Raw genomic sequence first — 26,859 nt, 5'->3', positions numbered from 1 at the left:
TATGGATATACTGATATGGCTTATAGCGGCAACTGGTATCGGTATGCTGATTTACTATTTAGTTATTTTATTGAAGGGAGAAGACAGGTAATGGAAAGCTTTATTCAATATGCGGTTTATCTCATTATACTGGTAGCGCTCGCCATTCCGCTGGGAGGCTACATCGGAAAGGTTATGAATGGGGAAAAGGTATTCCTTTCCCGAATCTGCGGTCCCTGCGAAAAACTGATATATAAAATCATGCGTGTGGACAGCAGGGAGGAAATGTCCGCTAAGAAGTACATAATAAGCGCGGTCATTTTTAATGCAGTGGGATTTTTGGTACTGTTCCTCATGCTTTTGCTGCAGGGTATTCTGCCGCTGAACCCGGAACATATCGAAGGGAATTCCTGGCATCTGGCTTTTAATACGGCAGTCAGCTTTATGACAAATACCAACTGGCAGGCATACAGCGGTGAGAGCGCATTAAGCTATTTTACACAGATGATGGGACTCACCGTTCAGAACTTTGTGTCTGCGGCAACCGGTATTGCCGTTTTGTTTGCGGTTATCCGCGGATTTACACGGGTAAAGCAGAATGGCATTGGGAATTTCTGGGTTGATTTAACAAGAACGGTTATTTATGTCCTGCTCCCTATAGCAATTGTGGGAGGTATCCTCATCAGTTCCCAGGGCGTGGTACAGAACCTGAAGCCTTATGACAAGGTGCAGCTGCTGGAGCCTGTCGCATTGGATGAAAACGGGGAGATTATCGAAGGGGCAATTGTGAATAAGGAAACGGGTGAGGTGACGGTTGACGGTTCTCCTGTGGAGGCTGCCGATATTGTTACGCAGCAGGTGGTTCCTCTCGGACCGGCAGCAAGCCAGATATCCATCAAGCAGCTGGGTACCAACGGAGGCGGTTTTTTTGGCCTGAATTCTACCCATCCCTTTGAAAATCCCACGATTTTCAGCAATTTATTGGAAATGCTTTTCCTGCTGCTGATTCCTGTATCTTTATGCTTTACCTTTGGCCGTAATGTAAAGGATAAACGGCAGGGCTTTGCAATCTTTGCGGCTATGTTCCTCATGCTTGCGGCAGCCATGGCGGTCTGTGCCGTGAATGAACACAACGGCACCCCCCAGCTGGCACAGAACGGCGCGGTGGCAATGGACAGTACGGATGGAACGGCAGGCGGCAATATGGAGGGCAAGGAAACGAGGTTCGGTATAGCCACTTCGGTTACCTGGGCAACCTGGACGACGGCGGCTTCCAACGGTTCCGTGAATTCCATGCATGATTCCTATACGCCTATAGGAGGTCTGGTACCTATGCTCCTCATGCAGCTGGGAGAAGTGGTATTCGGCGGCGTCGGCTGCGGGCTTTACGGCATGCTTGCTTTTGCCATTCTGGCAGTATTTATCGCAGGACTCATGGTCGGGCGTACCCCGGAATATCTGGGTAAAAAAATCGAACCCTTTGAAATGAAGATGGCGGTACTATGCTGCCTGGCTACCCCCATTGTAATATTGGTGGGCAGCGGCGTGGCAGCCCTGCTTCCCTCTACGGCAGACAGCCTGAATAATGCCGGGGCACATGGCTTATCGGAAGTGCTGTATTCCTATTCCTCCGGCGGCGGAAATAATGGTTCCGCTTTTGCAGGGTTTAATGCCAATACCCCGTTTATCAACGTATCCATCGGTTTGGTAATGCTGGGCGCAAGATTTATCCCTTTAGTCACCATGCTTCTCGTTGCCGGCAGTATGGCGAAAAAGAAAAAGGTTGCCACGACGGCGGGTACTCTGTCCACCTGCGACGGACTGTTTGTTTTCCTTTTGGTGTTCGTGGTGCTGCTGGTGGGCGCATTGAGCTTCTTCCCGGCGCTGGCACTCGGTCCGATAGCGGAGTATTTCCAGATGATAGGGTAAAATGGACCATACAGACAATACATGTTATATTCCGAAAGGAATCCGTATAAATGGAGGTAGTAAAAATGAGCAGCGGTATGAAAACAGAAAATGCTCTGCATGATAAAAAAATGGTCATGCGCGCCGTTAAGGATGCGTTTCTGAAGCTGGCGCCAAATACACAGATTAAGAATCCCGTAATGTTTCTGGTATTTGTATCGGCCGTTATGACAACCGTACTTTGGGCTGTATCCCTGTTGGGAGTACGGGATGCAGCGCCGGGATATATCCTGGGAATTACAATTATCCTTTGGTTTACCGTGTTATTTGCCAATTTCGCGGAAGCGATTGCGGAGGGGCGCGGAAAAGCCCAGGCAGACTCCCTCCGTGCGGCAAAGCAGGATGTGGAAGCCCATAAAATCCCGTCTTCTGAAAAAAAGGAGCAGATTACCAAGGTTCCTTCCGCAAAGCTGGTAAAAGGAGATCTGGTTATCGTAAAGGCCGGGGAACAGATCCCCGGCGACGGGGAAGTTATAGAGGGTGCGGCGAGCGTGGATGAAAGCGCCATTACCGGCGAATCCGCCCCGGTTGTCAGGGAAGCGGGAGGGGATCGCAGCGCGGTGACGGGTGGGACCAGTGTCCTTTCCGACTGGATTGTAGTAAGGATTACAAGCGAACCGGGGCAGAGTTTCCTGGATAAGATGATTGCTATGGTAGAGGGGGCTGCGAGAAAGAAAACTCCGAATGAAATTGCACTGGAAATTTTTCTGGTTGCACTGTCCATAATCTTCATTCTGGTGGTAATGGCACTGTATGCCTATTCCCTCTTTTCAGCGAAGCAGCTGGGCGTGGAGAACCCCACATCCGTGACCTCCCTGGCAGCGCTGTTGGTTTGCCTGGCTCCCACCACCATCGGGGCGCTGCTTTCCGCAATCGGTATTGCGGGAATGAGCCGCTTAAACCAGGCCAACGTGCTTGCCATGAGCGGCCGTGCCATAGAGGCGGCCGGTGATGTGGATACGCTGCTTCTGGATAAAACAGGAACCATTACGCTGGGAAACCGCCAGGCCGCGGAATTCATTCCGGTGGACGGCAATACGGCCCAGGAGCTGGCGGATGCGGCACAGCTGGCCTCCCTGCCGGACGAAACGCCGGAAGGCAGGAGCGTGGTGATCCTGGCTAAGGAGAAATTCGGTATCCGGGAAAGAAATCTGTCGGAAACCCCTATGGAATTCCTTCCTTTTACAGCAAAGACGAGAATGAGCGGTGTCAATACAAAGGACACGGAAATCCGCAAGGGCGCCGCCGATTCCATGAAGGGCTATGTGGAAAAATACGGCGGGATATACAGCAAAGAATGTGATGAGGTGGTAAAACGGATTGCCAATCAGGGCGGTACCCCGCTGGTAGTAGCCAAAGACCATATCATTCTCGGAGTCATCCACCTGAAGGATATCATTAAGGCAGGAGTGAAAGAAAAGTTTGCAGACCTGCGGAAAATGGGCATACGTACGGTTATGATTACCGGAGATAACCCGTTGACTGCCGCCGCTATTGCAGCGGAGGCGGGAGTGGACGATTTCCTGGCGGAGGCAACGCCGGAAGGAAAGCTGTCCATGATCCGGGAACTGCAGGCTAAAGGGCATATGGTAGCGATGACCGGAGACGGTACTAACGATGCACCGGCGCTTGCCCAGGCGGATGTGGCGGTAGCCATGAACACCGGCACCCAGGCAGCTAAGGAAGCCGGAAATATGGTGGATCTGGACAGTTCCCCCACCAAGCTGATAGATATTGTCCGGATCGGCAAACAGCTTCTGATGACGAGAGGAAGCCTTACCACCTTCAGTATTGCAAACGATGTGGCAAAATACTTTGCCATCATACCCGCATTATTTATGGGGCTTTATCCCGGCCTGGCCGCTTTGAACATCATGCGTCTGCACAGTGCGGAAAGCGCAATTTTCTCCGCAATTATTTATAACGCGCTGATTATTGTGGCATTGATCCCCCTGGCGCTCAAGGGCGTTAAATACCGGGAGGTATCCGCCGGCAGGCTGCTTTCCAGAAACCTTTTAATTTACGGGGCAGGCGGGATTATCACACCGTTTATCTGCATTAAGCTGATTGATATGCTTCTCGTTGCATGCGGGCTGTTTGTATAAGACGGCGCAGAATAGAAAACATGATATAGAAAGGGAGATAACTGTGAAAATACGGAACAGTTATGGAGGAAAAAAATGAAGGATATAAAAAAGGTGTTTGGGAAAACAACCCTGTTATTTTTTATCATGATGTTGTTATGCGGTCTGGTTTATACCCTGGTCATGACCGGGATTTCGCAGTTGTTTTTTAAAGACAAAGCCGACGGAAGTATTATTGAAGTGAACGGGATAAAATACGGAAGCGAGCTGTTGGGGCAGAAATTTACGGATCCTGCTCATCTGTGGGGGAGAATCATGTTTGTGGACGTGGCTACCTACACGGATGAGGAGGGAAACCCGCTCCTGTATGCGGGGGCTTCCAATAAATCACCGGCAAGTGAGGAATATGCACAGCAGATCGCGCAGCGTGTCGCCATGATAAAGGAGGCAAACCCCCATGCGGATAGGGAAGCCATTCCGGTGGAACTGGTGACCGGGTCAGGGAGCGGCCTGGATCCCCATATCTCCCCTGCTGCAGCGGAGTACCAGGTTCCCCGTATTGCGGAGGCAAAAGGGATGTCGGAGGAGGAAGTCAGGGCGGTTATCGATAAGTATACAAAAGGAAAGTTTCTTGGTATACTGGGGGAGGAAACCGTAAATGTGCTGGAAGTGAATCTGGCCCTTGACGGAATTCTTACGGATTAATGGAAAATGACGGATACGGCTCTTTGCGGACCATTCCTACATTCAATAAAAGCCGGCAGTCTCCGGACTGGCGGCTTGCTGTGTTTCAACAAGTAACAGCTGCAGCTGGGAGAAGATAATATGGAAGAGAACAGACCCGATCCCGATAAGCTTCTGGAGCAGGTGAAGGAAGAAGAATCCAGGGGAAAACAGGGAAAATTAAAAATATTTTTTGGGTATGCCGCAGGAGTGGGCAAGACCTATGCGATGCTGGAAGCGGCCCATCAGGCGGCGGAAACGGGGATCGATGTCGCTGCCGGGTATATAGAACCGCATGCGCGCCCGGAAACCATGGCCCTTCTGGAGGGGCTGGAGCAGCTTCCGGCGCTGGAAATCCCTTATAAAAACATAGTGCTGAAGGAATTTGACCTGGATGCGGCGCTGAAAAGGAGGCCCCGTCTGATCCTGGTGGATGAGCTGGCCCACACGAATGCGGCGGGATGCCGCCATACCAAGCGGTACCAGGATATCCAGGAGCTGCTCAAGGAAGGGATCAGTGTATATACCACGGTAAATGTGCAGCACCTGGAAAGCCTGAACGACATTGTGGCATCCATCACGGGGGTTACGGTACAGGAAAGGATACCGGATTTTGTTTTTGACCAGGCGGATCAGGTGGAGCTTGTGGATATCGAGCCGGCGGAGCTTCTGGAAAGGCTGAAGGAGGGAAAGGTATATCGCCCGCAGCAGGCGGGCACGGCCATGGATCATTTTTTTACCGTGGATAATCTTACCGCCCTGCGTGAAATTGCCCTGCGCAGGACCGCGGACCAGGTCAACCGTGTTACGGAAAAAAACCGGGAACAGAACAGGGAAAGCGATTACTATACAGGGGAACATATTCTGGTCTGCCTGTCCGCCTCCCCGTCTAATGCCAAGGTAATCCGTGCCGCCGCCAGAATGGCGAATGCTTTCCGCGCCCGTTTTACGGCGGTGCATGTGGAGGCGCCCGGAAGGGAAGGGATGGGGGATGACGATGCCCTCCGCCTGCGGATGAACCAGAGGCTGGCGGAGCAGCTGGGGGCGAAAACCGTAACCCTTTACGGCGGCGACATCACCAGGCAGATTGCGGAATATTCCCGGATTTCCGGCGTTTCCAAAATCGTTCTTGGAAGAAGCTATACCAGAAATAAGCTGTTCGGCCCGAATGTAAACTTTGCGGATCAGCTGACGGCTCTGGTTCCCAAGCTTGAAATATACCTGATACCCGATACCTATACCAGGCGTTATGCCAAAAAGAAAAAGCTGGAACGGATACTTGCGGTGAAGGAGCAGAATTATCTGAGGGATACCCTGGCTATGCTTGCCGTTTTGGGGATTTCCTCGGTTCTGGCATTTGTGTTCCGGCTGCTGGGCTTCGACGAGGCTAATATCGTTACCATCTATATCCTGGGAGTTCTGCTCATTGCGCTGATAACGGAAAACCAAATCTATAACCTGCTCGCCTCGGTGCTCAGCGTGGTCTGCTTTAATATCTTTTTTACCATCCCTTATAATTCCCTGAAGGTCAGGGATCCGGGGTATATGATCACCTTTTTCATCATGTTCCTGGCGGGTTTCCTCACCGCGTCTCTTGCCAAAAAAGTGAAATCCTACGGACGGCAGGCCGTAAGAAAGGCATGGAGGATGGAAATACTCCTGGATACCAGCAGGAAGCTGCAGATGGCCTCCGGGGAAGAAGCCATCGCCGAAACGGTTTCCGAACAACTGGTAAAGCTTCTGGATAAAGATATTGTTTATTACGCCGGGGAGCCGGGGGAGGGAGTCAGGCCCTATTGTTTTCCCAAAGAAAAAAACAGTACCATCCGGCTGCTGCTCACCAAGGATGAAACGGCGGTAGCCTACTGGAGCTACCGCAATAATAAGCATGCGGGGGCTTCCACGGGGACCCTGCCGGGAGCGAAGGGACTGTATCTGGCGGTGCGCAGCGCCAATGCGGTATACGGCGTGGTGGGAATCTGTCTGGGCGACGGGTTCCTTCCCGCTTTCGATGAAAGTATCCTGAACGCCATGCTGAATGAGGCGGCGCTGGCTCTGGAAAAAGAAAAGAGCGCGGAGGATAAAAACCGTGCCCAGCTGCAAATCAGGCAGGAACAGCTCCGAAGCAACCTGCTGCGCAGCATATCCCATGATCTGCGCACGCCGCTGACCAGTATCTCGGGAAATTCCGGCATGCTCATGAAGCGGGGGGATAACCTGAGCCGGGAACAGAAGCAGAAGCTTTATGAGGATATTTACGACGATTCCGTTTGGCTGTATAATCTGGTTGAGAATCTGCTGTCCGTAACTAAAATAGAAAACGGCAGTATGGAATTAAAACAGCAGCCGGAGCTTCTGGAGGATGTGATAAGCGAGGCACTCAGCCATATCCGCAGGCGTCTGAGAGGGCATACGATCCAGGTCCGTCTGGAGAATGAATTTCTTATGGCCTGGATGGACGCAAAGCTGATCATGCAGGTCATTTTGAACATTGTGGACAATGCCATTAAATATACCCCGGAGGATTCCCACATAGACATTTCCGCTAAAAAAATGGGGGACAGAATCTATGTGAATATCGCCGACGACGGGCAGGGGATTCCGGATGACCGGAAAGAAAAGGTATTTGACCTGTTCTATACGGGGGAATACCAGGCGGCGGACGGAACACGGAGCATGGGGGTAGGCCTGTCTTTATGCCGTTCCATTGTGGAGGCCCACGGCGGCAGGCTGGAGGTAAGGGACAACGTCCCCAGGGGGACCTGTTTCCTTTTTGATCTGAAGGCGGAGGATGTGGGACCAGACAGCGGCGTATAACAACGCAGAAATGAGGATACCATGGAAACAAAGCATAACCTTCTTATTGTAGAGGATGAAAAGGCGATCTCCAACCTGATTGCCACCACCCTGGAGACGCAGGGTTATCATTATGAAAAAGCATCCAACGGAGCGCAGGCCATGATGGCCGTTACCTCCCATAACCCGGAGATTATCCTTCTGGATCTGGGGCTTCCGGATATGGACGGCCTGGATATCATACGAAAGGTAAGAAGCTGGTCCCCCGTGCCCATCATCGTAATCAGTGCGAGAACGGAGGATCAGGATAAAATAGAAGCCCTGGATGCAGGGGCCGATGATTATCTCACCAAGCCCTTCAGCGTGGAGGAGCTGCTGGCAAGGCTGCGTTCCACGTTCCGCCGGATCAGCTATATGCAGACGGAGAACGGCGGGGTCAGTACGGTGTTCACAAACGGTGACCTGAAAATTGATTTTGCTGCCGCTGCCGCCTATATGGGGGAGCAGGAGCTGCATTTATCCCCTATTGAGTACCGGCTTCTGTGCGAGCTGGCAAGAAATGCGGGTAAGGTCCTCACCCACCAGTATCTGATAAATAAGGTCTGGGAAAATGTAAATGTGAGCGATATTCCTTCCCTGCGGGTCTATATGGCGACTCTCCGTAAAAAAATAGAACCCGACAGGGAAAATCCGCGCTATATCCAGACAAGGGTGGGTATCGGCTATAAAATGAACCGGCTGTGAGACAGACGGAAAAGGGTGTGTAACGTGTTATGGATAAAAACAGGAAAAAGGCCGGGAGCGGGCTTATCTATTTTATGGAATCGGCGTTGTTTCTGCTGGCGGCCACGCTGCTGGGGATGGGTTTCCGGGAAATTGGATTTACCGAAACCAATGTGGTGCTTTTATATATCCTGGCCGTATTTGTCACTTCTAGCCTGACCAGGGGGTATATATGGGGAATTCTGTCGTCTTTGGCGGCGACGCTTACCTTTAATTATTTTTTTACAAAGCCCTACCATTCCCTGCAGTTTTACGATGCGGGGTATATGGTCACTTTTGCAGTGATGACCGTGGTGGCCCTGGTAACCAGCGCGCTTACCTCCAGGGAAAAGGTGAACGCCAAAAGGGCATTGGACAGGGAACGCCAGACACAGGCGCTGTATCTTCTGACAAGCCATCTTACCGAGTCCAAGGAGCTTTCCGATGCGGCGGAAACCACCGTTTCCATTATCAGTGATCTGCTGGACTGCCAGGCGGCATGTCTTTGCTATGATGAAGAAGGGTGGCCGGAAAAGACCTTCCTTCAAAGGACGGAAGAGGGGAAGCTGGTAAGAAGAAGGCTGGAAAACGGGGAGAGCCTGAAGAAAAGGCTGGAACAGCTCCATGCCCCCTGTGATGAGGGGGCGGAATTTTATGACTGGCCGGTATACGGCGGTGAGGGGATTCTGGGTGTGGTGCGTATTCCCAGGGAAAAAGCTTCGGCCTTTGAGGAAACCCAGAAGATTTTTCTGCATTCCATGCTGGAATGCGTGGCGCTGGCGATGGATCGGATCCATGCCGTGCGAAGGCAGGTACATTCCCGGCAGCAGATACAGCAGGAGAGATACCGCGGGAATCTGCTCAGGGCGATTTCCCATGATCTGAGGACTCCCCTGTCCGGAATTATGGGGACTTCAGAAATGATTATGGATATGTCCCGGAAGGAGGACCCCCGATACGAATTGGCGCAGGGAATCCATAAGGACGCTGTCTGGCTGCACTCCCTTGTGGAAAATATCCTGAGCCTCACCAGGCTTCAGGAGGGGCATATGCGCATCAACAAGCAGCCCGAGGCGGCAGAGGAGATCGTGGGAAGCGCCGTCGCCCGGATGGCGGGACGTGCCCCCGGACGGGAAATCCAGGTAGAGGTGCCGGAGGAGGTGCTTATGATCCCCATGGATGCCAGGCTGATCATGCAGGTGCTTATCAATCTGCTGGATAATGCGGTAAAGCATACGCCGCCGGAGGAAGAGATCACGGTTACGGTCAAAAAAGATCCGAAAGGGGAAAACGCCGTATTCCGCGTGGCGGACCGGGGAGAGGGCATCGCGCCGGAGGATCTGCCCCATATCTTTCAAACCTTTTATACCTCACAGATGAAACCGGCGGACGCCCAGAAGGGGATTGGCCTGGGGCTGACGATCTGTGAATCCATTGTGAGCCAGCATGGGGGGCGGATGGAAGCGGGCAACCGGACGGACGGGCCGGGGGCGGAATTTATGTTTACCCTGCCTCTGGAAACGAAACACCTGCATAACCTTGGAAAGGAGAATGAGGATGGAACAGTATCACGAAACAATTCTGGTAGTGGAGGATGATGTCCAGATCCGGAACTTTATCTGCTACGCCCTGAAGGCGGAGGGGTTTACCTGCCTGACTGCGGGAAACGCCGCCGCTGCCATGAAGCTGCTGGTAATGGAGCAGGCGGATATGATGCTGCTGGATCTGGGCCTTCCGGACATGGATGGGGAGGCGGTTCTCAAAAAGGTGCGGGAATGGTCGGAAATGCCTGTCATTATCGTATCCGCAAGGGATCAGGACAAAGAAAAAGCAGCCATGCTGGATCTGGGCGCGGATGATTACCTGACCAAGCCTTTTTCCGCCACGGAGCTGATGGCCCGGATCCGTGTGGCCCTCCGTCATCTGTACCGGCAGGGACTTCCCCGCCCCCAGTCCGTATACCGTGTGGGAGGGCTTACACTGGATGTGGAAAAACATGCCGCCTCACTGGAGGACGAAGCGCTTCACCTGACGCCTATGGAATTCAGCCTGCTGACCCTTCTCATGAAAAATGCAGGAAAGGTTCTCACCAGCGGCTATATCCTGAAGGAGGTATGGGGAGCAGCCTATGATTCCGATACCCAGGCTCTGCGTGCCCTTATGGCCGCCCTGCGCCGCAAGGTCGAGAAGAATCCGGCAAAACCGCGCTATATCCTTACGGAAATAGGGATAGGCTACCGCATGGCCGACGAATAAAAAATGGAGCCTCTAAGGCATTTTTTCTGCACATGGAAAGCAAGATCAGCCTTCCTCCCCATAGAACTGAATGTAAAAGTTCTCTCCGGTACGAACGAATTCTATAGTCAGGCAGCGGTAATAATCGGCCTGGGGAGAGACTTTGTATTGGAAGGAGATTACGCAGGGGGTATTCTCTTCCAGAACGCCTATATCCGAAAGGCCTTTCAAGGAGGTGTCCGTTATCATGCCGGCTTCCTGAGGATTATCATAAACGGTTATGTCCCATTCGTAAGGATCTGTCAGACAGCCTTGGAGGCCTGTCAGGTCTGCGTTAAAATAAGCAGTTAAAAATTCTTCTGTCATTGTTTTTATTTTCTGTGCATCTTCGGAAAGCTCCGGCGAAAGAGCGGCCGGTTCGTCCGGCATTGTGGTTTCTGTTGTCTGTTCCGATTCCCTGGTGGGAATTTCCCGGGGGATAGGGGCATCCGGGGTTTCGTTTTCTTCCGGGCGTATGGGGGAGTCCATATCGGTGCCGGCAGCTCCCGTAGGAGTGGTACAGGCAATCAGGCTGCCTGTGGTCAGAGTCAGGAGCAGCATTACGGACAACAGGAGCATACCTCTGCGGCCCTTCTTTTTTTTCAGGATATTTCGGAATCGTTTTTTCATAAACTTTGTATCTCTATAAAAATGAGTGGTGTAATAACCGTCTCTGCCCTTCTGCTTGCTCAGGGCGGTAAAAATCACCTCTGCATATGCCTTTCGTCCGGCAAACGAAGTATTTTTGATCACGTCTTCATCACAGGCCATTTCCAAATCCGTATTTGCAGCCCGGACCATCCGATAAATAACCGGATTAAACCAATGGACGGCATTTGCCAGAAGCAAAAGCAGTTTATATAAATGATCGCGTCTTTTGATATGAAGCAGTTCATGCTTCAGGATAAACAGGAGTTCATCCTGCGTGTATTTACAATCCGGGAGGATAATCACCGGGGATATAAGGCCCACGGCCATGGGGCCGTACTCTTTACTTCCTGTCAGGAGTTCTGTTTTTTTATGTAAACCAATGTCGAGAGACAGATTTTTAGCCATATCCAATATACTGTTATTTTGTATGGTACGGGTTTTGTGGAATATCCGTTTCTTATTTATCTGCCATAATATTGCGGAGAGACAGAGATAGCCAATAACACCTGTCAGCCACACGATAGGGATTATTTGCCATACTTGTGAAATTCCGTGAGCTATTGTTTCGGATGTCCTGCGGACAGGAGTTTTATCAGAAGGAACAACGGATGTTAGGCCCTTCTTTTCCTCATTTTCATAAGTGCCGCTCCCTGTTTCATCATCCGTCGCATATCCCTGTTGCCCGTCAGCGGCCGTCTGGGGTAAAAGGATACCTGGCACAGTAAGGCTCCAATGATATTCCGGTATATTTATATTTACAGGGATAAACAAGCGTACCGCCAGTGCCGCCCAAAGCCAGTACCTCCACTTCCCGGCATATCTTTGCTCCAGAATGGGAGACAGTGCCAGTAGGATGCCGGATGTTAACCCTACGGAAAGAGATATTTCCATAAATGTCAGAAAAATTTCTAATGCCATTCCTCTGATTCCTCCAATTTATCCAAAAAAACGCGCAGCTCATCCAAGTCTGTATTTTTCAGGATTTTACTGTTATATAACCCTGTAATAAAATTTTCTACTGAATTATCATAAAGCTTTTCCAGAAACTCCCTGCTTTCCTCCGCCATATACTCTTTTTCTCTTATGCTTGCCTGATACAGATTGGTTCTGGTTTGCCGGTCACAAACCAGGAATCCCTTTTTTTCCAATCTGGTTAATACCGTCATCAGGGTAGAAAGCTTCCAGTTTAGTTTGCCGTCCAGCGCTGCCAAAATATATGTGCTGGACACCTTATCCCCTGCCTTCCATAAAACCTTCATAATCTCAAGCTCTGCGTCCCCTAAAGATTTCAATTTGTTTCTCCTTATCCTATCAGCGGATGATAATTTGATGATTCCCGTTAAAACGCATTATACGTCTGTATATTGATTATATAATTGTATAATAACCATGTCAAGTTATTCTCACAGGATTCTCACACCCTTTCCCCAAACTCTCACACCCTCCTCACAGGTTATAAGCTAGAATAAAACCATCAAAAGGAGGAGTAAGCGATGAAAACAACGAGAGAAGCAGAAACTGAAAAAGAATATTTGAACCAGCTGTGTGAAGAGGTCCGCAGCCTTATCTGTGATTATCATATAGAAGAATCCCGAGAAATAGTCTGTGATGCCATGAAGGAATATCCGGATGCGGCGGAGCCGCATAACCTGTTCGGCATCCTTATGGAAAAGCGGGGCAACCATATATCCGCGATGAAGCATTTCCGGGCGGCATGGGCGCTGGATCCCACATTTTTGCCCGCAAGAAAAAATATGGAGAATTACGGAAGCTTTGCCCGTCCTTCGGAAGCGGCATATACTATGGAGGACTGCAGGAGGGAGGAAACGAAGGAACGCTTTAAGATAGAATACGATGAAAACGGGGTGGGCCATGTGGTGAAAAGAAAACATAACGACAAACAGGGTATCTTCTGTTTTTAAGTGCCGTAGGGAGGAAGGAGACGAGTGGTATGCGCCATAAATGTGGTGGCCGGCATCATAGAGCAGCAGGCATTTATGGATGAAATGACGACAAGGATCCCTTTGGAAACCGGAAACGTGGGAATCACGGAGGTATGGATAACCAATATATGGATGGAGTGCGGGTGCCGCATCCTTTGTGCGCAGGACTTTTTCAGTACAGTCAACATAAGGAGCGTAAACCAGAACGGACAAAACATCGCATTTTATGACATGGAGTTTTGAATGCCGGTACGATAAAATAAACGAGTACTCCATCCGGCCAGAAATGCTAAGATTATGAATTGGATACGGATCCTGTCAAAGGCGCGGTGGGGGAACGCTTTGAATATAAAAAAATACCTGCCATACGCTTTGTCGGGCGGCTTCGGAAAGCAGTGGGACGAATGGACTGGCGGAAATCGATTTGCAGTGATGAAGCAGGCGGTTGGGATTTCGCCGTTTGACGAGGACAGAGGACACGCTCGGCCTAATGACGATACGAGGAGATGGGAGAGGCCGGCTGCGGCGGATTCCGGATGTTTCAGCGGATGACCTTGGGGAGATTCAGCGGCTTCTCTGCCAGGAGCATGCGTACGTAATACAGAAAAAGGAGATTATTATGGGTACATATCAATACCATTCCCAGCGTCAGGCGGAGGAATTCGCCAAAGAAATTCTGCCGGTGCCGGTCGATTACCCCCTAAACCCCATCTTGCCGGAGAATTACCGTGAGAGCTTTGCGCGGCTGTGCGAACTTGCGAAAAAAAGTTACCTCGATATGGCGAAAGAGCCGGAAGCTTACGGCCTGGCGCTTCTTCCCATCGACTCAACAGACAATGACCTTGCGCGAGAAAGCTACAATTCTGTTTACCGCTTTGTTGAGACGCTTAACGCGCTTTTTGCTAACGGAGAGGTCAATAACCACTGCCTGCGGGTAGATACGGCGAAATTCCGCAAGGCGATCAAGTCACCGGTGGCGATTACCGGGTATGGGCTGATTCTTACAAAGCTTTGTGAATTCGGTTTTACAATCTCCAACTTTAACGGCAGCATGATCGCGAGGGGCGCGGAATCCTTCCTTGTGGAATTCCCGGACGGCCCGGAGATGGTCGACACCATAAAAGCCTACTGCCAATGCTGGGCTCAGGTGGACAGGTTCCGGGGAGGCTGCAAAAACAGAGGAATACGAAATGAGCTTGTCAAGCTGAGCTCGCAGGAGTTCCACCACCATTTTTACCGCTTCGACTATAAAATCACCGCCGACCTCAGGGAGCTGCCTATGCTGGCCTGGGTGCGGGACGAGGCCGATATCATGCAATACGGCCCGCAGCTGAAAGAATTCAGTATTGCCTTTTTTGAGGAAATGCAGAAATACGGCGGCGTTGCGTTTAACGGTGATTATATGTATAAGGGCAAGCGCATCGCCCGCATCACGAACACCATATCTCCCGCGATGGGCAAGAATTATATGCTGATCCTGAAGCTGAAAGGCGTGAACAAATACATCGATTTTGTGGAACAGCTGCCTGCTGCCGTAAAGGAGCCGTTTACAAGAAGCTGCTGCCAGTATTGCGGTTTTCAGGGATCCACAAAGGAATACTGCAAGTTCCGCCTGCACTGGACGCTTGACGGCGAGTCCCATGACGGCTGCGCTTTTCAATGCTTTAACTTCAACGCTTTCGACACCGGGTATGTCCCGCTTTATACGCAGCTTCTGGAGCTGGAATACGGGCTGAAAAAGAAATAATAGAACGGAGGTGGTATTTTTGTTGAAGACTGACAGGCTCATTATACGGCAATTTCAGGAAAACGATCTTGAAGATTTAATCCTTTTGATTCACGATAAGATGTCGTCAAAATATGCGCCCTATGATACGCAGTGGCCGATTGACAGCCCCAAGGATATCTTAGCATATTTTATGAACGATGATGCATGGTACGCCGTGGAACTCATCAATAAAAAGAAAGTAATTGGCTTTATTGCCGCAAGCCGCACGGATGATGTAGCGATACGCGACCTTGGGTATACAATACATTCAGCTTACCAAAACAAAGGCTATGCCTGTGAAGCGTGCCGCGCCTTGATAGAGTATTACACGAAAGAGTGCAGCATCGGAAAGTTTACAGCGGGAACAGCGGATTGCAATGAGCCTTCTGTAAAGCTTCTTGATAAATTGGGCTTTACGAAAACACGGTCTCTGGAAGCCAGTTTTTGTAATGACGCACAGGGAAATCCTATCAGCTTCTTAGCGAGTGCATATGAACGTTTAGATAAATAGCACATTAAGCATCAAAGGAGGGAAGATCAAGATGAGCCTTGCCGAGAATCAGGTCATTTCAAATCAGCTGCAAAGCACAGTTGTTGGTAAAACCATCGTCAAAGTAATTGCGAATCAAAATCCGCACACCTTTGTGTGGTTCGCAACAGAACCGCAATACGCTTTTGTGGCGGCGGAGGTTTCTCACAGGCAGGCAGAACAATATGAAGCGCTGCTGACCGGCAAACGGGTTGAGGATTCACAGGTGCATTTGGGCAGCTACGGCGTTTATAATTTTCTTTACGTCGGCGTCCGTGCGCTGATGTTCAGCCTGCCGACACGCTATTATGCTGTGGGTGAAAAGCCGCCGAAGCGTCACCAGCTGTATCTCATCTTTGACGACGGCTCGTCCCTGGCTCTGTGCGGATCTCTTGGCGGTGCGATCTATTTATTTCGGGTAGATGAAAAGGGCCTTGCCGTTGGTTATCCGCCGCCGGATGCCCCGTCGGTATTGTCGGACGATTTTTCCGAACCTTTTTTCCTTGACCTGATAAAAAACACCGATCTGGCAAAATTAAAGCCCGCCAAAACCGTCAAATGTTTCCTCGCAACAAACAATCGTATTCCGGGTTTGGACAACTCCATCTTGCATGAAATTCTGTGGGAGGCGCAGGTGAATCCCAAGAGTGATATGGCGGCCTTAGGTGAAGCCGGGTATAAGCGTCTGTACGCCGCAATCAAGAAAGTATTCCCGGCGGTGATCGAGGCGGGAGGACTGGATACCTGGAAGGATATCTTCGGAAATCCCGGAGTTTACGCTGCCAAAGTCAGCCGAAACACCCTTGGTAAACCCTGTGGCCGCTGCGGCGAGCCTATCGTCAAGGAGCCGCATTTGGGAGGCGTGGTTTACTACTGCCCTAAATGCCAGCCTATTCATAAAAATAAAAAGGAGCGACTGTACGATGAAACCTGAAATAATGAAAAAGGAATTCTTACTGGTGGGGCTGGAAACACAGATTGATTTCAGCAAGGATTTTTCAAAAACGTTGGAGGATTTGCGGGAGACGCTGCGGCAGAATCTAAATCAGATCCCCAATATGTCCGCGCCGGTTCGCATGGTTGGTTTTTGGCAGCCAGACGGGTGCTATTTCACAGGCGTTGAGGTATCGGAGGAGGCTCCGGTGCCAAAGGATCTTATTGTGAAGGCTTTGCCAGAAAGCCTGTTTGCAAAATTCCGGGAAGAAAAGAGGGGTACGGTAGGCGGCCCCGGCGGATACGCATACAACCAGTGGCTCCCGGAGTCCGGCTTCCGGGTGAATGAGGAATTGCCGGGCGACTTTGAGATATTTGACGATATGGAGCATTGCGATGAAGATGACGGATGCGATATTTTGATTCCAATCCGGCCGAATACATTTAATCAAAAGCAGATCCGTGGCGTCGTTCCATTCCCCTGCGACGCGGAGAGCGACTCTTTCTTCGGCGCCTTGGCAAGCGCGCTTCTCCCCATACTCGGATATTCAGAAGAAACGCCCTATTGGTGTCCGCCCAAGGCCGCATATTGTATAGGCTGCGGTGGCTGCGGCGATAAAACCACCTTGCAGAAACATCAACTGTCGGTTTATCATGCGCTGTTAACAGCGACCGGGACGGCCTTCGGCTTTGATTATCCGGAGGATGACGAGGTGGATTGCCATTCTTTTGAAGACGTGGAAATCGGCTGGCGCTGGCCCGATGCATTTATCGGCTATATCATGGGCTTTGCAGGGCTGACGTGGAAAAGAATTATGCGGGATGCAGATCAAAGTGAAATTTATAAGGCCATCACAGCCTCCATTGATAGGGGATATCCTGTGCTTGCACGGCTGGGCGGCCATGGGGTATTTCCGGGGGAAACCGCATGGCAGGTCGTTACCGGCTATAAAGACGGCGCCTTATGCGGATTGGATGCGAATTCACTTTCGGAAACCGCTGCATATTCCGACGGATTGTTTCTTTTGCAAAACTGGCAGGACAGCTTCATCGACGCAGTGATCATCACCGGGCACCAAGAAAAAAGCGTTACCTATATGGATGTGCTGGACCGTATCATCAGAACGCTCAGCCATCCCTCTCACGCAAAGCTCGAAAATGACATCATGGCGAAGCTGGACGCGGTAACGCCTGAAAACGCGGAGGAAACCGCGATGATGATGTGCGGGATCACCGGTGTCCCGATTGAGGCAAGGTGGCACGCGGCAGAGGCCTTTTGCTCGATGGATAATATGATAAGCTGCCTGACGGAGGAACAGGCATTAAAAAGCAGGCTGTCTGATCTTTTCTTCAAAAAATATATTGCCGATCACAACGATGAAACCCACGGAGTTTGCTGGAAGATATGGAGACTGCTGGGTGTTGGGCCGGAAACTGGATACTGGATAACGCCGGAGGCGGCCAAACGCTTGCTGAACCCCGAAACGCGCAATGAAATCAAGAGGCTGTTCCGAATTGTGTTTGATAACGATCGGGCTGTTTTGGCGGAGCTGACGGCAGTTTGCAAAGGAGGAGGAGGCGATCCTGTGCCGAAAAAAATGATACCCAATCTTCCCGCCCATCCAATGATCAGCAATATGGCGGGGCAGAATTACTGGCTGAACGGCTGTATGGCATATTTGATGGAGTGCCTGGGCGAAAGCCCGGATTATGATTACTGGTTCTTTTCCGGCGTCACCGGCGACAGTTTTTTACAGGTGTACGGCAAAAATCCCGAACAAATGGTGCTGTGCTATTCGGATATCATGACGGATACTGCCCTCAAAAAAGCCTTTGACGCCTGCGGCTATGGCTATGCATACGATAAAATAACCGAAGGCAACCGGGAAATGCTTGGAAAACGGATTCGGGAATCCATCGATAGGAACATTCCTGTCATTGCACGGGTGGAGAATACCTTCCGCTCCTTTGCCGTCATCTGCGGCTATGATGCCGAAAGGTTTTATTCCATTATGGGAGAAGAAACCACTCCCGCCGCCTACAGTTACAGTAATTTGATTTTTGTTGGAGATAAAAAAGAACAGCCAGCCTTGGCCGTTGCATATAAAGACGCCGTTTTGGCTGTTCCCGCTCTCATGACGATACAGGAAACGGAGGACTATTCCTTTGGTGAAAAGGCTTTCATAGACTGGGCGGAAAGCCTTGAGGACGGCCGGTATCAAAAATACCCGGCGGAGAGCAAGCTGTTCCATACCCACGGCGATCCGTCCTTTACCTGCTGGAACATGCACGGGACCTATCTCTGTATGCTGGGAACCAACCTTTGCGCCGTGGATTTTCTGAAAAAGGCCTATGAGTTCAACACCGAACTCACTTTCATTGAACAGCTCCTTCCCATATATGAGAAGCAGTGCGGAAAAGGGTTCATGGAACTCATAGGAATGGAGGGTGGTTTCAGTCTGCCGCCTGAAGCAATCCGGGATAGTGCAAGAATGAAGCCCGTCAGCGACGCAATCAAAAAAGCAGGCAGCTATTGCAGGGATATACTGAAAGTGTTTGAGCAGGAAATATCTGAAACGGTTAGCCTATAAAGAATACTTGGCGGCCTCCGGTATGTCCTTCGGTATTCTCTGGCACCCGGAGCAATGCCCCTCCTCCTTTGTCCTCACCCAAGTGAACGCCGGCCATGACGACACCATACGCTATGCCTTTGCTTATGCGGGGGATGGCTGCGGGATCATGGAGGAGAACGAGGAAAACATGGACGAAATCCGTTCCGCTTTTACGAAGAGCATCAATGCGGGCCGCCCGTGCTGGGATATACTATAAAATGGCTGTAATTCTGGCTGAACAGAAAGAAAAGGATGGGATGAGAACGGAAATTATTTTAGCAACAGAGGAAAATGGATTTATTATAAAAAATATGTATCCCTTATATTTGCATGATCTGGCAGGCATACATGGAACCCTGCCAAATAAATATGGTATCTTTGAAGAAGGGAATATACGTACATTGCAGGAACAGTACGATGTCCAGCAGGCCTGGTTTGAATACCCGGAGGAATTATTTCCATATATTATCATGGCTGATGGCCTGCCCGCAGGTTTCTGTCTGATAGGAAGCGGAAGGTTTGTACCGGAGGAAACGGACTTCCATATTTATGAAACCTTTATCCTGAGACCTTACCGAAACAGAGGGATTGCCGCCCATGCGGTCAAGGCAGTCCTGGATCGGCATCACGGCCGGTGGATGCTTTTTACCCAGTCGGATAACAAAAATGAAAAAGCGATGCACTTCTGGACAAAAACGATAGGAGAGTATACCGGAGGCCGTTATAGTAATATGGAAAAAAGAATAGAGGGTATGCCCAAGCTGGTTTTCCGGTTCGCCAATTAAGGTGAAAAATATGTGCCGGCCGCTGCTTTTTCTTTTCACCGCCGCCTCTTTTGTGTTATGATAGGGGAGAACGGCGGACGGGCCGTATAGAATGTATAAATCCCGGTAAGAAAAGGAAAGAATAGGATTATGGAAGAACGGACAACCAAAGAAAATATATTATTTGACGGGCTTACAGGGGATGCGTTTTCCAGGATTCTGGAAGGGGAACGTCCGGAGGAAATCCTGGAGAATGCCATACCCTTTATTGCACTTATGAGCAGATACCGCTGCGCCATGATGGAGGTGGAAACCAAGCTTCGGGTATTGGATGAGGAATTTTCCATTACCTATAACAGGAACCCCTTTGAAACCATTAAATCGCGGTTAAAAAAGCCCATGAGCATCATTGATAAGATGCGCAGGAAAGGGATTCCCCTTTCTGTGGAAAATATAGAAAAGAATCTGAATGATATCGCGGGAGTCCGCGTGATCTGCTCCTTTCCCGACGATATCTATGCACTGGCCGCTATGCTTGTGAAGCAGGATGATATCCGGCTGCTTGAGAAGAAGGATTATATTGCGGAACCAAAGCCTAACGGATACCGGAGCCTTCATTTGATAGTGGAAGTACCTATCTTCCTTTCCAACTGTAAGAGATACATGCGGGTGGAGGTACAGTTCCGTACCATCGCCATGGATTTCTGGGCCAGCCTGGAGCATAAGCTGAAATACAAAAAGGATATCGATAATCCGGACGACATCGCCCGGGAACTGGAGGAATGCGCCAGGATCATCAGCAGCATGGATGAACGGATGCAGGAAATCCGAAACCGAATAGAACAGGGATAGGAACAATGGACAGGCCGGATCCGGGAAGGGATCCGGCCCTTTTTGCGGGTTGCAATTAAGGCAAAGTGCGTTATAATATTCTACTATATACAGCGGATACAGGAGTATAACCAGTGAGAATAAAAGCAAAACAGATGGTACTGATAATCGTGGTGAGTATTGTCGTATATCTGGTGGCAGGGGCAATGGTCCCTTTTATGAAATATAAGGATGTGAGCAGACAGGCGGAAGAGAATTTCCGTGCAGAAGATTTCAGGAGCAGCGGAACCGGACCGGATCGGGCCATGCTGCTGGAAACCAGTGAGAGCGCCCTGGAGCATCGCATCCGGTTAATGGATGGAGCCAAATCCCGTATCATACTCAGCACCTTTGATATGAGAAATGGGGAAAGTACGAAGGATTTACTCGCTGTGCTGTGGCATAAGGCGGAAGAAGGTGTAAAGGTACAAATTCTGGTGGACGGCTTCAGCGGGCTGATACGGATGGAGCCGGATCCTCTTTTTTATGCGGCAGCATCCCATCCTAATATCCAGATTAAGATCTATAACCCCATCAATCTGCTTATGCCCTGGAAAAGCCAGGGAAGGATGCATGATAAATATGTGATCGTGGATGACAATGCCTATATACTGGGAGGCAGAAATACCTTTGATTACTTCCTGGGGGATTACGATTCTAAAAATAAGAGCCTGGACAGAGAGGTTCTCATTTATAACACCGCACAAGGCGGGGCAGACAGCAAAGAAAGCTCCTTATTCCAGGTGGAGGCTTATTTCCATCAGGTCTGGAATCTAGATGTATGCCGCCTGTTCCATGACGATGAGAGCCTGCAGAAGAAGAAGCGGGTGAGGGAACAGATAGATATGCTTGCGAGCCGTTATGAAGAACTTAAGGAAAAGCAGGTAGGGTTATTTGACGGCACCTACGATTACAGCAACAACACCTGCCCTACAAACCGCATCCGTCTGGTATCCGGTCCGACGGGCATCTATGGGAAAGAACCGGCTGTTTTCTATACGCTGACCGAACTGATGAAGCAGGCCCAAGAGCGGGTGGTTATCCATACGCCGTATGTGGTAACCAACGACTATATGAACGAAACGCTTACGGAGATTGCAGACACGGTCCCGGATGTGAAAATGGTCATTAATTCCGTGGAAAACGGGGATAATTTCGTGGCTTCCAGTGATTATCAATATCATAAAAAGGATGTGGTGGCTACAGGAATCCGGCTGTATGAATACGACGGCGGGATTTCCACCCATGGAAAATCACTGGTCATTGATAACGACCTGTGTGCCGTTGGTTCTTATAATTTTGACCTGCGCAGTACCTATATGGATACCGAACTCATGCTGGTGATCCAGAGTGAGGCACTTACGGAGCAGCTGATTCATTACATGGATGACATCGAAAAGGACTGCCGTACGGTAGTGGATGAAACGGACTATATTGTCCCCGATCATATAACTGTGGCGCCGGTGCCGTTTCTAAAACGGGCGGCATGGAAAATAGTGGGCTTCCTCCTCCAGCCCGTCCGGGTACTCGCATAAAAAAACAGCATAGGAGAAAGGAATGGACTAAAATGGAAAAGATAAAAATACGGATGGCTGCCCCGGAGGATGCCTCCCAAATCCTGGGGATATATGAGCCTTACATTAAAAAGACGGTAATTACTTTTGAATATGAGGTGCCGTCTTTGGAGGAATTCCGAAGCCGTATGACCGGCATTATGGGTTCCTACCCTTACCTGGTTTGTGAAGCCGGTGGGAAAATCCTGGCCTATGCCTATGCCCACCGTTACAAGGAAAGGGCCGCGTACCAGTGGAATGCGGAGCTGTCCGTTTATGTGCATGAAGAGTATACCGGACTGGGAATGGGCAGGGCGCTTTACCATGCGCTGATGGAGATTCTGAAATGCCAGAACGTGAAAAATGCCTATGCGCTGGTGACCAGCCCCAATGAAAAAAGCGAAGCGCTTCATCAGGCAATGGGATTCCGTCTGGAGGGGATTTCCCGCGAAACCGGCTATAAGATGGGGAAATGGATCGACGTTTCCTGCTTTGTGAAAAATATTGGGATCCATGAGAAGGATCCGGAAGAAATTCTTCCCTGTTCTGCAGTTGAATGCGGGAGAATTGAGGATATTCTGGAAGAAAGTATGCAGTTTATTAAGGCGTAAAAATGTAATAGTCCAGACGGCCCTCTGAGCTGTTATTTAATAATAAAATTGCTGTCGGAAAATGAAAATGCATCTTGACAGATAAAAAGAAAATCGGTAAAATAAGCAATGTTGCAGATTACAGTAATCATTTATTGCAGCAGGCCCAGATAGCTCAGTTGGTAGAGCAGAGGACTGAAAATCCTCGTGTCACTGGTTCGATTCCGGTTCTGGGCATTTTTCCTTTAAATACTGTATTCGCAGTGTTTAGAGGTTTTTTAATTTCGTAGGATTATTACACAGAAAGTGAGATAGTCCTATATGCAGAAAATTACCATGTCTAAGTCAACAACGCCTACAATCGAAGAAGCATTTAAGTTATTTATTCGTAAATGTAAGGTCAAAAATCTGACCGAATTATCCATTGAGAGTTACCGAAAAAAGATAGTGCATTTCTATGAGTTTTTGTCAGGGGAAGAAACCATTGAACAGATTACGTCTGATACTGTAGATGATTTATATCCTGTGGCTTAGGGAGAACACGGAAGCCAATGATATTACCATTAACAGTTACTTACGCAGGAAGATGGCTTTTCTTTATTACTGTATAGAGTGTAACTTATTACATAAGCCAGATGTTGACAACTGTTCCTTTAGTGCATATAAAACTTGGGTATTTGAAAACTATCTGCTGGGGACTGGAAACCGTATTTCAACACCGTTAAACGTCCATATAGGAAATTTAAACTTTGAGGATGGGACAATTACCCTATGTAAGATAAAGAACCGTAAACAGTAGATTATACCGCTTTCCAATACCCTTGCTGATGTGCTGCAAGAATATTTGCTTATTAGGGGCGGTGAGCCGGAAGATTATTTATTTTGCAATGAGTATGGGGATAAAGCAATCGAGAGAACCTATTAACAGTTGGTACGCAGATACAATATCAAAAGAAGTGTCAATAAAACCTCATGCCACCTGTTTAGACATACATTTGCAAAGCAGTGGATTCTTGCCGGAGGTGATATGTTCCGCTTGCAGAAAATATTTGTTCATTATCATAATTTCAGTGATGAAGATTATAATTATGGTGTCAGTTTGCTTACGGATATTAAGCCGATTATGGATGAGTTGGAGGATATAATCAGTAAATTAGGAGATGCAATCTATGCAAATACACTTAATCCTATGCCTGTGGCGATTGGTCAAAGAATAGAATCCAGTATACCGGCAGATGCAACAGGGTATGTGCTGAACCTTGATAATGGAGATTTCAAGGTGGTTAGCACTTCTATGGATTACAATACTGTGAAATTGTATTTAGATAATCTGAAACAGATGTTGAAGGATATATCATGTATTCCGTCTGTGTTAGGGAGTAGTACAAATATTGCGAATATCAGTGAAGTTGCTATGAAGATACTATATGCAATCCAATGTAATACTTACCTTGTTTTTTAATGGTTTCATTCAATCACCTACCTCGTAAATAATATATCACCAACTCATACTAAATATTGAAAAATAGGATAAAGCATGATAAAGTAGCATTGTGTGTTATGCGGTGATATTTTGTGGAAAAGACCCGAGATATAAGATATAATGTAGATATATTCTTATAGAGGAGCGTGGTTGGTATGGCTTTAATCAAATGTCCAGAATGTAATGCAGAAATTGATAGTGAAGTATCAGTATGTCCTTGTTGTGCTTTTCCGATAAAAAACCAACAGAATCGAAGGTTCCTGAAGTGGCAAAAGAACCAATAGACCCATTAAAATAGAAGAAGAAACTTATAGGCACAGTGATGTGTATTATAGGTTGTATCTGTTTCATTGTTGCAATCACTAGAATTTCACATGAAGATTATAAATTCTATATAGAACATTATGAAGATTGCAAAGAGGTTATGATGATTGTAGGAGGAAGCCAAATATGGCGGAATGTTTTCGGGCTGTTATAAAAGTATAGCGTCTACCTATGAAGATATGATGGAAGATGATATGAAGAAAATTTGGAAATTTAGAGGTGCTGCTATCATTTGTTGTGTTGTAGGAATCGGTCTTGTTTTTGTAGGATATAAGAATATCAAAAAGGGTGGTGAAACATAATGGCACTTGTTAAATGTCCCGAATGCAGTAGAGAAAAAGTTTCTGATAGTGCAGATATGTGTCCTGATTGTGGTTATGCAATAAAAGCATACTATGATAAGGTAAAGCAAGAGGAAGAAGAGAAGCGTCTTGAAGAAGAACGTGAAAAACAAAGAATTGCAGATGAAGAAAAACGCAAGAGATTACAAGAGGACAAAGAAAAACAACACAAAGAGAATATAAATAAGTATTTTGGTACTCCTATGAAAAAACTTGGATGGGGAGTTGCTGCTTGTGCAGTATTAGCTCTTGTAATTTTGTTTGGAATGTACATAGATAAAGAGAATAAAATAGCAGAAGCGATCGAGGATTCTAAAGGATATGTTGATAGAATTAAAACTTGTGTGTCTAGCGTAGATAGTACATTAACAAGTGTAGATTATGTATATGGTAGTTTTGAAAGCGATGGCACAATAGAAAATGTAACAGATGATTTAGATGATATAAGTATGTATATGTCATTTGTAGACATGGATTATAAAGTAGATACTAGGGTATCTGACGCAGTAGAATCTTATGTAAAATCAAAGACATCTTATGAATCATGGGAACAATATAAAACATACATAAAGAGTGAATATTTTGTTGCAGATACAAATGAAGAATCAGCAGATAAGTTGGTAAAAGGTGTTGCTTATTCTTCTAATGAAGAAATGCGTGAAGAAAGAAGGAAAACATCTCTTATCGTAGAAGAGTGTGATATTACTACATCTGGAAAGAACTATAAAATATATGGAACAGTTACTAATAATACATATAGTACAGTATATTTTGTTAAAGTAAAAGTTTCTTTATTGGATGAAAATTATAAAGTGCTTGATACTGAAACAACCTACGCTTGTGGTGATGAGGGTATAAAACCGAACGAATCTGCGAAATTCGATTGCTTTATAGAAAAAGATTCTAATATGGAATATTATAGAGCAGAAATATATGACTATGATTAAATCAACAAGCAAAGAAAGGATTGTCCACAACGGACAGTCCTTTTTTAATGCACAGATAAGTGAAAAATCACACCTATCTCACTGTCCAATTTTGGACACTCATTTATATGGCAAAGCGGTTGCCCTCCAATTGAAGGAGAAGCGTAAAACGAAAGGAGTTCAACAATGCAAACATTAGACAGATTAAAAATGGAGTTATCCAATCAGCAGTATTTCACAGACGAGCAATATATCCAGTTCCTCACGGAGAACAACCTATTGCCGGAGAACGCATATATTAAAGAAGATATGCAAAAACAATTATTGCTTACTGTACTGGATGTATTAGAAGCAGTTGCCAATGATATAGACCTAATGACATCCATATCTACAGAGTTCAGCAACATGGGTCAGGCATATCAATTTATAGAAATGCGGATAGCACAAGTCAAAGATAAGATAGCGTCTATACCAGAGCCAAATGAAGATTACAGTTGCTTTTCGCTGATGTATACGAGAGGAATTTGAGTTTACATAGAAGATACAAATTTAGGGGACTTTTAGCATTTCACATGGTAAGATATAACTTATTCCGATGATTAATCCTACGAATGAAACAGGATATAATCCTACGAATACAAGTATGTTGTCCAGTGTTTATCGGGCTTCACGAGAGGTCACTGCTCAGTTGGTAGAGCAGAGGACTGAAAATCCTCGTGTCACTGGTTCGATTCCGGTTCTGGGCATGAACCCTTACGAATACTATTTTGTGGTATTTGTAAGGGTTTTTTATGTTTTATGAGGTAACCTATAAACCGAACCGGCATGCAGATAATGCAGGCCGGTAATCCCCGCCCTGCCGCATATTCAGTTCCAAGCATTGCTGCAAGTAAGGATAGCCCGGAAGGCGCGTCTTTCTTTGTGGGAAATAAAGGGTCAATATTTAAACTAACATCCACATTCTGAAATTAACATCCACTTTGCGT

25 protein-coding genes and 1 tRNA gene are annotated in these 26,859 nt (G+C 48.0%); 24 read left to right on the top strand and 2 right to left on the bottom strand.

The features are described 5' to 3' along the window. The first annotated feature begins 90 nt into the window (after positions 1–90). The 7 genes from kdpA (at position 91) to DXA36_RS21790 (ending at position 10,568) form a co-directional block, all read left to right on the top strand. Positions 91–1,908 carry a potassium-transporting ATPase subunit KdpA gene (gene kdpA / locus DXA36_RS21820; protein ID WP_118681567.1) on the top strand — a complete coding sequence of 606 codons (1,818 nt, stop codon included), beginning with the start codon at positions 91–93 and terminating at the stop codon, positions 1,906–1,908. A gap of 65 nt (positions 1,909–1,973) precedes the next feature. After that, positions 1,974–4,052 (top strand): potassium-transporting ATPase subunit KdpB, encoded by a 2,079-nt coding sequence (gene kdpB, locus DXA36_RS21815; protein WP_118681619.1) that lies wholly within the window; start codon positions 1,974–1,976, stop codon positions 4,050–4,052. Positions 4,053–4,127: 75 nt separating this feature from the next. Continuing rightward, on the top strand, positions 4,128–4,736 hold the full coding sequence (gene kdpC, locus DXA36_RS21810) for a potassium-transporting ATPase subunit KdpC (RefSeq protein ID WP_118681566.1): 609 nt from the start codon (positions 4,128–4,130) through the stop codon (positions 4,734–4,736). Between the two features lie 120 nt (positions 4,737–4,856). Beyond that, positions 4,857–7,571: a sensor histidine kinase gene (locus tag DXA36_RS21805; protein WP_118681565.1), complete on the top strand. Its 2,715-nt coding sequence runs from the start codon at positions 4,857–4,859 to the stop codon at positions 7,569–7,571. Between the two features lie 21 nt (positions 7,572–7,592). Further along, on the top strand, positions 7,593–8,294 hold the full coding sequence (locus DXA36_RS21800; RefSeq protein ID WP_118681564.1) for a response regulator: 702 nt from the start codon (positions 7,593–7,595) through the stop codon (positions 8,292–8,294). 29 nt (positions 8,295–8,323) lie between these two features. Continuing rightward, entirely contained in the window at positions 8,324–9,910 is a 1,587-nt protein-coding gene (locus tag DXA36_RS21795) for a DUF4118 domain-containing protein (protein WP_118681563.1), read from the top strand. Next, positions 9,870–10,568 carry a response regulator gene (locus tag DXA36_RS21790; protein WP_118681562.1) on the top strand — a complete coding sequence of 233 codons (699 nt, stop codon included), beginning with the start codon at positions 9,870–9,872 and terminating at the stop codon, positions 10,566–10,568. The genes DXA36_RS21795 and DXA36_RS21790 overlap by 41 nt, the downstream gene beginning before the upstream one ends. Before the next feature lie 45 nt (positions 10,569–10,613). Here DXA36_RS21790 and DXA36_RS21785 read toward each other — a convergent pair whose 3' ends face one another. Together DXA36_RS21785 and DXA36_RS21780 are read right to left on the bottom strand one after the other, a co-directional pair. Further along, the gene (locus DXA36_RS21785) at positions 10,614–12,155 is read right to left on the bottom strand and encodes a M56 family metallopeptidase (protein ID WP_118681561.1); all 1,542 of its coding nucleotides are present in this window, start codon (positions 12,153–12,155) and stop codon (positions 10,614–10,616) included. Continuing rightward, positions 12,146–12,529, bottom strand: coding sequence for a BlaI/MecI/CopY family transcriptional regulator (locus tag DXA36_RS21780; RefSeq protein ID WP_243114709.1), 384 nt, complete (start codon positions 12,527–12,529; stop codon positions 12,146–12,148). Before DXA36_RS21780 ends, DXA36_RS21785 begins: the two co-directional genes overlap by 10 nt. 201 nt (positions 12,530–12,730) lie before the next feature. Between DXA36_RS21780 and DXA36_RS21775 the strand changes: the two genes are divergently transcribed. The 17 genes from DXA36_RS21775 (at position 12,731) to DXA36_RS21700 (ending at position 26,401) form a co-directional block, all read left to right on the top strand. Continuing rightward, positions 12,731–13,159, top strand: coding sequence for a hypothetical protein (locus DXA36_RS21775; protein WP_118681560.1), 429 nt, complete (start codon positions 12,731–12,733; stop codon positions 13,157–13,159). Positions 13,160–13,183: 24 nt separating this feature from the next. Further along, positions 13,184–13,423 carry a hypothetical protein gene (locus tag DXA36_RS33080; RefSeq protein WP_182479203.1) on the top strand — a complete coding sequence of 80 codons (240 nt, stop codon included), beginning with the start codon at positions 13,184–13,186 and terminating at the stop codon, positions 13,421–13,423. 99 nt (positions 13,424–13,522) lie between these two features. Next, positions 13,523–13,732, top strand: coding sequence for a hypothetical protein (locus DXA36_RS32720; RefSeq protein WP_147366633.1), 210 nt, complete (start codon positions 13,523–13,525; stop codon positions 13,730–13,732). 67 nt (positions 13,733–13,799) lie between these two features. After that, positions 13,800–14,927 carry a hypothetical protein gene (locus tag DXA36_RS21765; RefSeq protein WP_147366632.1) on the top strand — a complete coding sequence of 376 codons (1,128 nt, stop codon included), beginning with the start codon at positions 13,800–13,802 and terminating at the stop codon, positions 14,925–14,927. 19 nt (positions 14,928–14,946) lie between these two features. Beyond that, entirely contained in the window at positions 14,947–15,459 is a 513-nt protein-coding gene (locus DXA36_RS21760; protein WP_182479202.1) for a GNAT family N-acetyltransferase, read from the top strand. Between the two features lie 31 nt (positions 15,460–15,490). Beyond that, positions 15,491–16,411 carry a hypothetical protein gene (locus DXA36_RS21755; RefSeq protein ID WP_118681557.1) on the top strand — a complete coding sequence of 307 codons (921 nt, stop codon included), beginning with the start codon at positions 15,491–15,493 and terminating at the stop codon, positions 16,409–16,411. Continuing rightward, positions 16,401–19,001: a GyrI-like domain-containing protein gene (locus DXA36_RS21750; RefSeq protein WP_118681556.1), complete on the top strand. Its 2,601-nt coding sequence runs from the start codon at positions 16,401–16,403 to the stop codon at positions 18,999–19,001. Before DXA36_RS21755 ends, DXA36_RS21750 begins: the two co-directional genes overlap by 11 nt. Beyond that, the gene (locus DXA36_RS21745; protein WP_147366631.1) at positions 18,967–19,239 is read left to right on the top strand and encodes a hypothetical protein; all 273 of its coding nucleotides are present in this window, start codon (positions 18,967–18,969) and stop codon (positions 19,237–19,239) included. The genes DXA36_RS21750 and DXA36_RS21745 overlap by 35 nt, the downstream gene beginning before the upstream one ends. Position 19,240: 1 nt before the next feature. After that, a complete protein-coding gene (locus tag DXA36_RS21740) occupies positions 19,241–19,807 on the top strand; it encodes a GNAT family N-acetyltransferase (protein ID WP_243114708.1) in 567 nt (188 codons plus the stop codon). A 129-nt stretch (positions 19,808–19,936) separates the two neighbouring features. Next, positions 19,937–20,638 carry a GTP pyrophosphokinase gene (locus tag DXA36_RS21735; RefSeq protein ID WP_118681554.1) on the top strand — a complete coding sequence of 234 codons (702 nt, stop codon included), beginning with the start codon at positions 19,937–19,939 and terminating at the stop codon, positions 20,636–20,638. A gap of 134 nt (positions 20,639–20,772) precedes the next feature. Further along, complete coding sequence (locus DXA36_RS21730; protein WP_118681616.1) at positions 20,773–22,191, top strand: phospholipase D family protein; 1,419 nt, start codon at positions 20,773–20,775, stop codon at positions 22,189–22,191. Positions 22,192–22,223: 32 nt separating this feature from the next. Continuing rightward, complete coding sequence (locus DXA36_RS21725; RefSeq protein WP_118681553.1) at positions 22,224–22,820, top strand: GNAT family N-acetyltransferase; 597 nt, start codon at positions 22,224–22,226, stop codon at positions 22,818–22,820. Between the two features lie 143 nt (positions 22,821–22,963). Continuing rightward, a tRNA-Phe gene (locus DXA36_RS21720) sits at positions 22,964–23,036 on the top strand. 84 nt (positions 23,037–23,120) lie between these two features. Next, positions 23,121–23,333, top strand: coding sequence for a hypothetical protein (locus tag DXA36_RS21715; RefSeq protein WP_118681552.1), 213 nt, complete (start codon positions 23,121–23,123; stop codon positions 23,331–23,333). Between the two features lie 493 nt (positions 23,334–23,826). Then, positions 23,827–24,261: a phage portal protein gene (locus DXA36_RS21710; protein WP_118681551.1), complete on the top strand. Its 435-nt coding sequence runs from the start codon at positions 23,827–23,829 to the stop codon at positions 24,259–24,261. Between the two features lie 646 nt (positions 24,262–24,907). Beyond that, positions 24,908–25,894 carry an FxLYD domain-containing protein gene (locus DXA36_RS21705; RefSeq protein WP_118681550.1) on the top strand — a complete coding sequence of 329 codons (987 nt, stop codon included), beginning with the start codon at positions 24,908–24,910 and terminating at the stop codon, positions 25,892–25,894. Between the two features lie 165 nt (positions 25,895–26,059). Then, positions 26,060–26,401 (top strand): hypothetical protein, encoded by a 342-nt coding sequence (locus tag DXA36_RS21700; RefSeq protein WP_118681549.1) that lies wholly within the window; start codon positions 26,060–26,062, stop codon positions 26,399–26,401. Positions 26,402–26,859: the final 458 nt, after the last annotated feature.

Origin of the sequence: Eisenbergiella sp. OF01-20 (genome assembly GCF_003478085.1) — a bacterium.
Classification (GTDB): domain Bacteria; phylum Bacillota; class Clostridia; order Lachnospirales; family Lachnospiraceae; genus Eisenbergiella.
The sequence above is the reverse complement of the archived record's forward strand: the minus strand, read 5'-3'. Positions and strand labels throughout refer to the sequence as shown.

What these genes read in the sequence shown, in the direction of transcription:
- DXA36_RS21800 (WP_118681564.1), top strand. Translation starts at nt 7,593, where the DNA reads ATGGAAACAAAGCATAACCTTCTTATTGTAGAGGATGAAAAGGCGATC.
- kdpC (WP_118681566.1), top strand. Translation starts at nt 4,128, where the DNA reads ATGAAGGATATAAAAAAGGTGTTTGGGAAAACAACCCTGTTATTTTTT.
- DXA36_RS21805 (WP_118681565.1), top strand. Translation starts at nt 4,857, where the DNA reads ATGGAAGAGAACAGACCCGATCCCGATAAGCTTCTGGAGCAGGTGAAG.
- DXA36_RS21725 (WP_118681553.1), top strand. Translation starts at nt 22,224, where the DNA reads ATGGAAAAGATAAAAATACGGATGGCTGCCCCGGAGGATGCCTCCCAA.
- DXA36_RS21735 (WP_118681554.1), top strand. Translation starts at nt 19,937, where the DNA reads ATGGAAGAACGGACAACCAAAGAAAATATATTATTTGACGGGCTTACA.
- DXA36_RS21765 (WP_147366632.1), top strand. Translation starts at nt 13,800, where the DNA reads ATGGGTACATATCAATACCATTCCCAGCGTCAGGCGGAGGAATTCGCC.
- DXA36_RS21730 (WP_118681616.1), top strand. Translation starts at nt 20,773, where the DNA reads ATGGTACTGATAATCGTGGTGAGTATTGTCGTATATCTGGTGGCAGGG.
- DXA36_RS21775 (WP_118681560.1), top strand. Translation starts at nt 12,731, where the DNA reads ATGAAAACAACGAGAGAAGCAGAAACTGAAAAAGAATATTTGAACCAG.
- DXA36_RS21785 (WP_118681561.1), bottom strand. Translation starts at nt 12,155, where the DNA reads ATGGCATTAGAAATTTTTCTGACATTTATGGAAATATCTCTTTCCGTA.
- DXA36_RS21705 (WP_118681550.1), top strand. Translation starts at nt 24,908, where the DNA reads ATGGCACTTGTTAAATGTCCCGAATGCAGTAGAGAAAAAGTTTCTGAT.
- DXA36_RS21715 (WP_118681552.1), top strand. Translation starts at nt 23,121, where the DNA reads ATGCAGAAAATTACCATGTCTAAGTCAACAACGCCTACAATCGAAGAA.
- DXA36_RS21700 (WP_118681549.1), top strand. Translation starts at nt 26,060, where the DNA reads ATGCAAACATTAGACAGATTAAAAATGGAGTTATCCAATCAGCAGTAT.
- kdpB (WP_118681619.1), top strand. Translation starts at nt 1,974, where the DNA reads ATGAGCAGCGGTATGAAAACAGAAAATGCTCTGCATGATAAAAAAATG.
- kdpA (WP_118681567.1), top strand. Translation starts at nt 91, where the DNA reads ATGGAAAGCTTTATTCAATATGCGGTTTATCTCATTATACTGGTAGCG.
- DXA36_RS21755 (WP_118681557.1), top strand. Translation starts at nt 15,491, where the DNA reads ATGAGCCTTGCCGAGAATCAGGTCATTTCAAATCAGCTGCAAAGCACA.
- DXA36_RS21795 (WP_118681563.1), top strand. Translation starts at nt 8,324, where the DNA reads ATGGATAAAAACAGGAAAAAGGCCGGGAGCGGGCTTATCTATTTTATG.
- DXA36_RS21750 (WP_118681556.1), top strand. Translation starts at nt 16,401, where the DNA reads ATGAAACCTGAAATAATGAAAAAGGAATTCTTACTGGTGGGGCTGGAA.
- DXA36_RS21740 (WP_243114708.1), top strand. Translation starts at nt 19,241, where the DNA reads ATGGCTGTAATTCTGGCTGAACAGAAAGAAAAGGATGGGATGAGAACG.
- DXA36_RS21710 (WP_118681551.1), top strand. Translation starts at nt 23,827, where the DNA reads ATGTTCCGCTTGCAGAAAATATTTGTTCATTATCATAATTTCAGTGAT.
- DXA36_RS21790 (WP_118681562.1), top strand. Translation starts at nt 9,870, where the DNA reads ATGGAACAGTATCACGAAACAATTCTGGTAGTGGAGGATGATGTCCAG.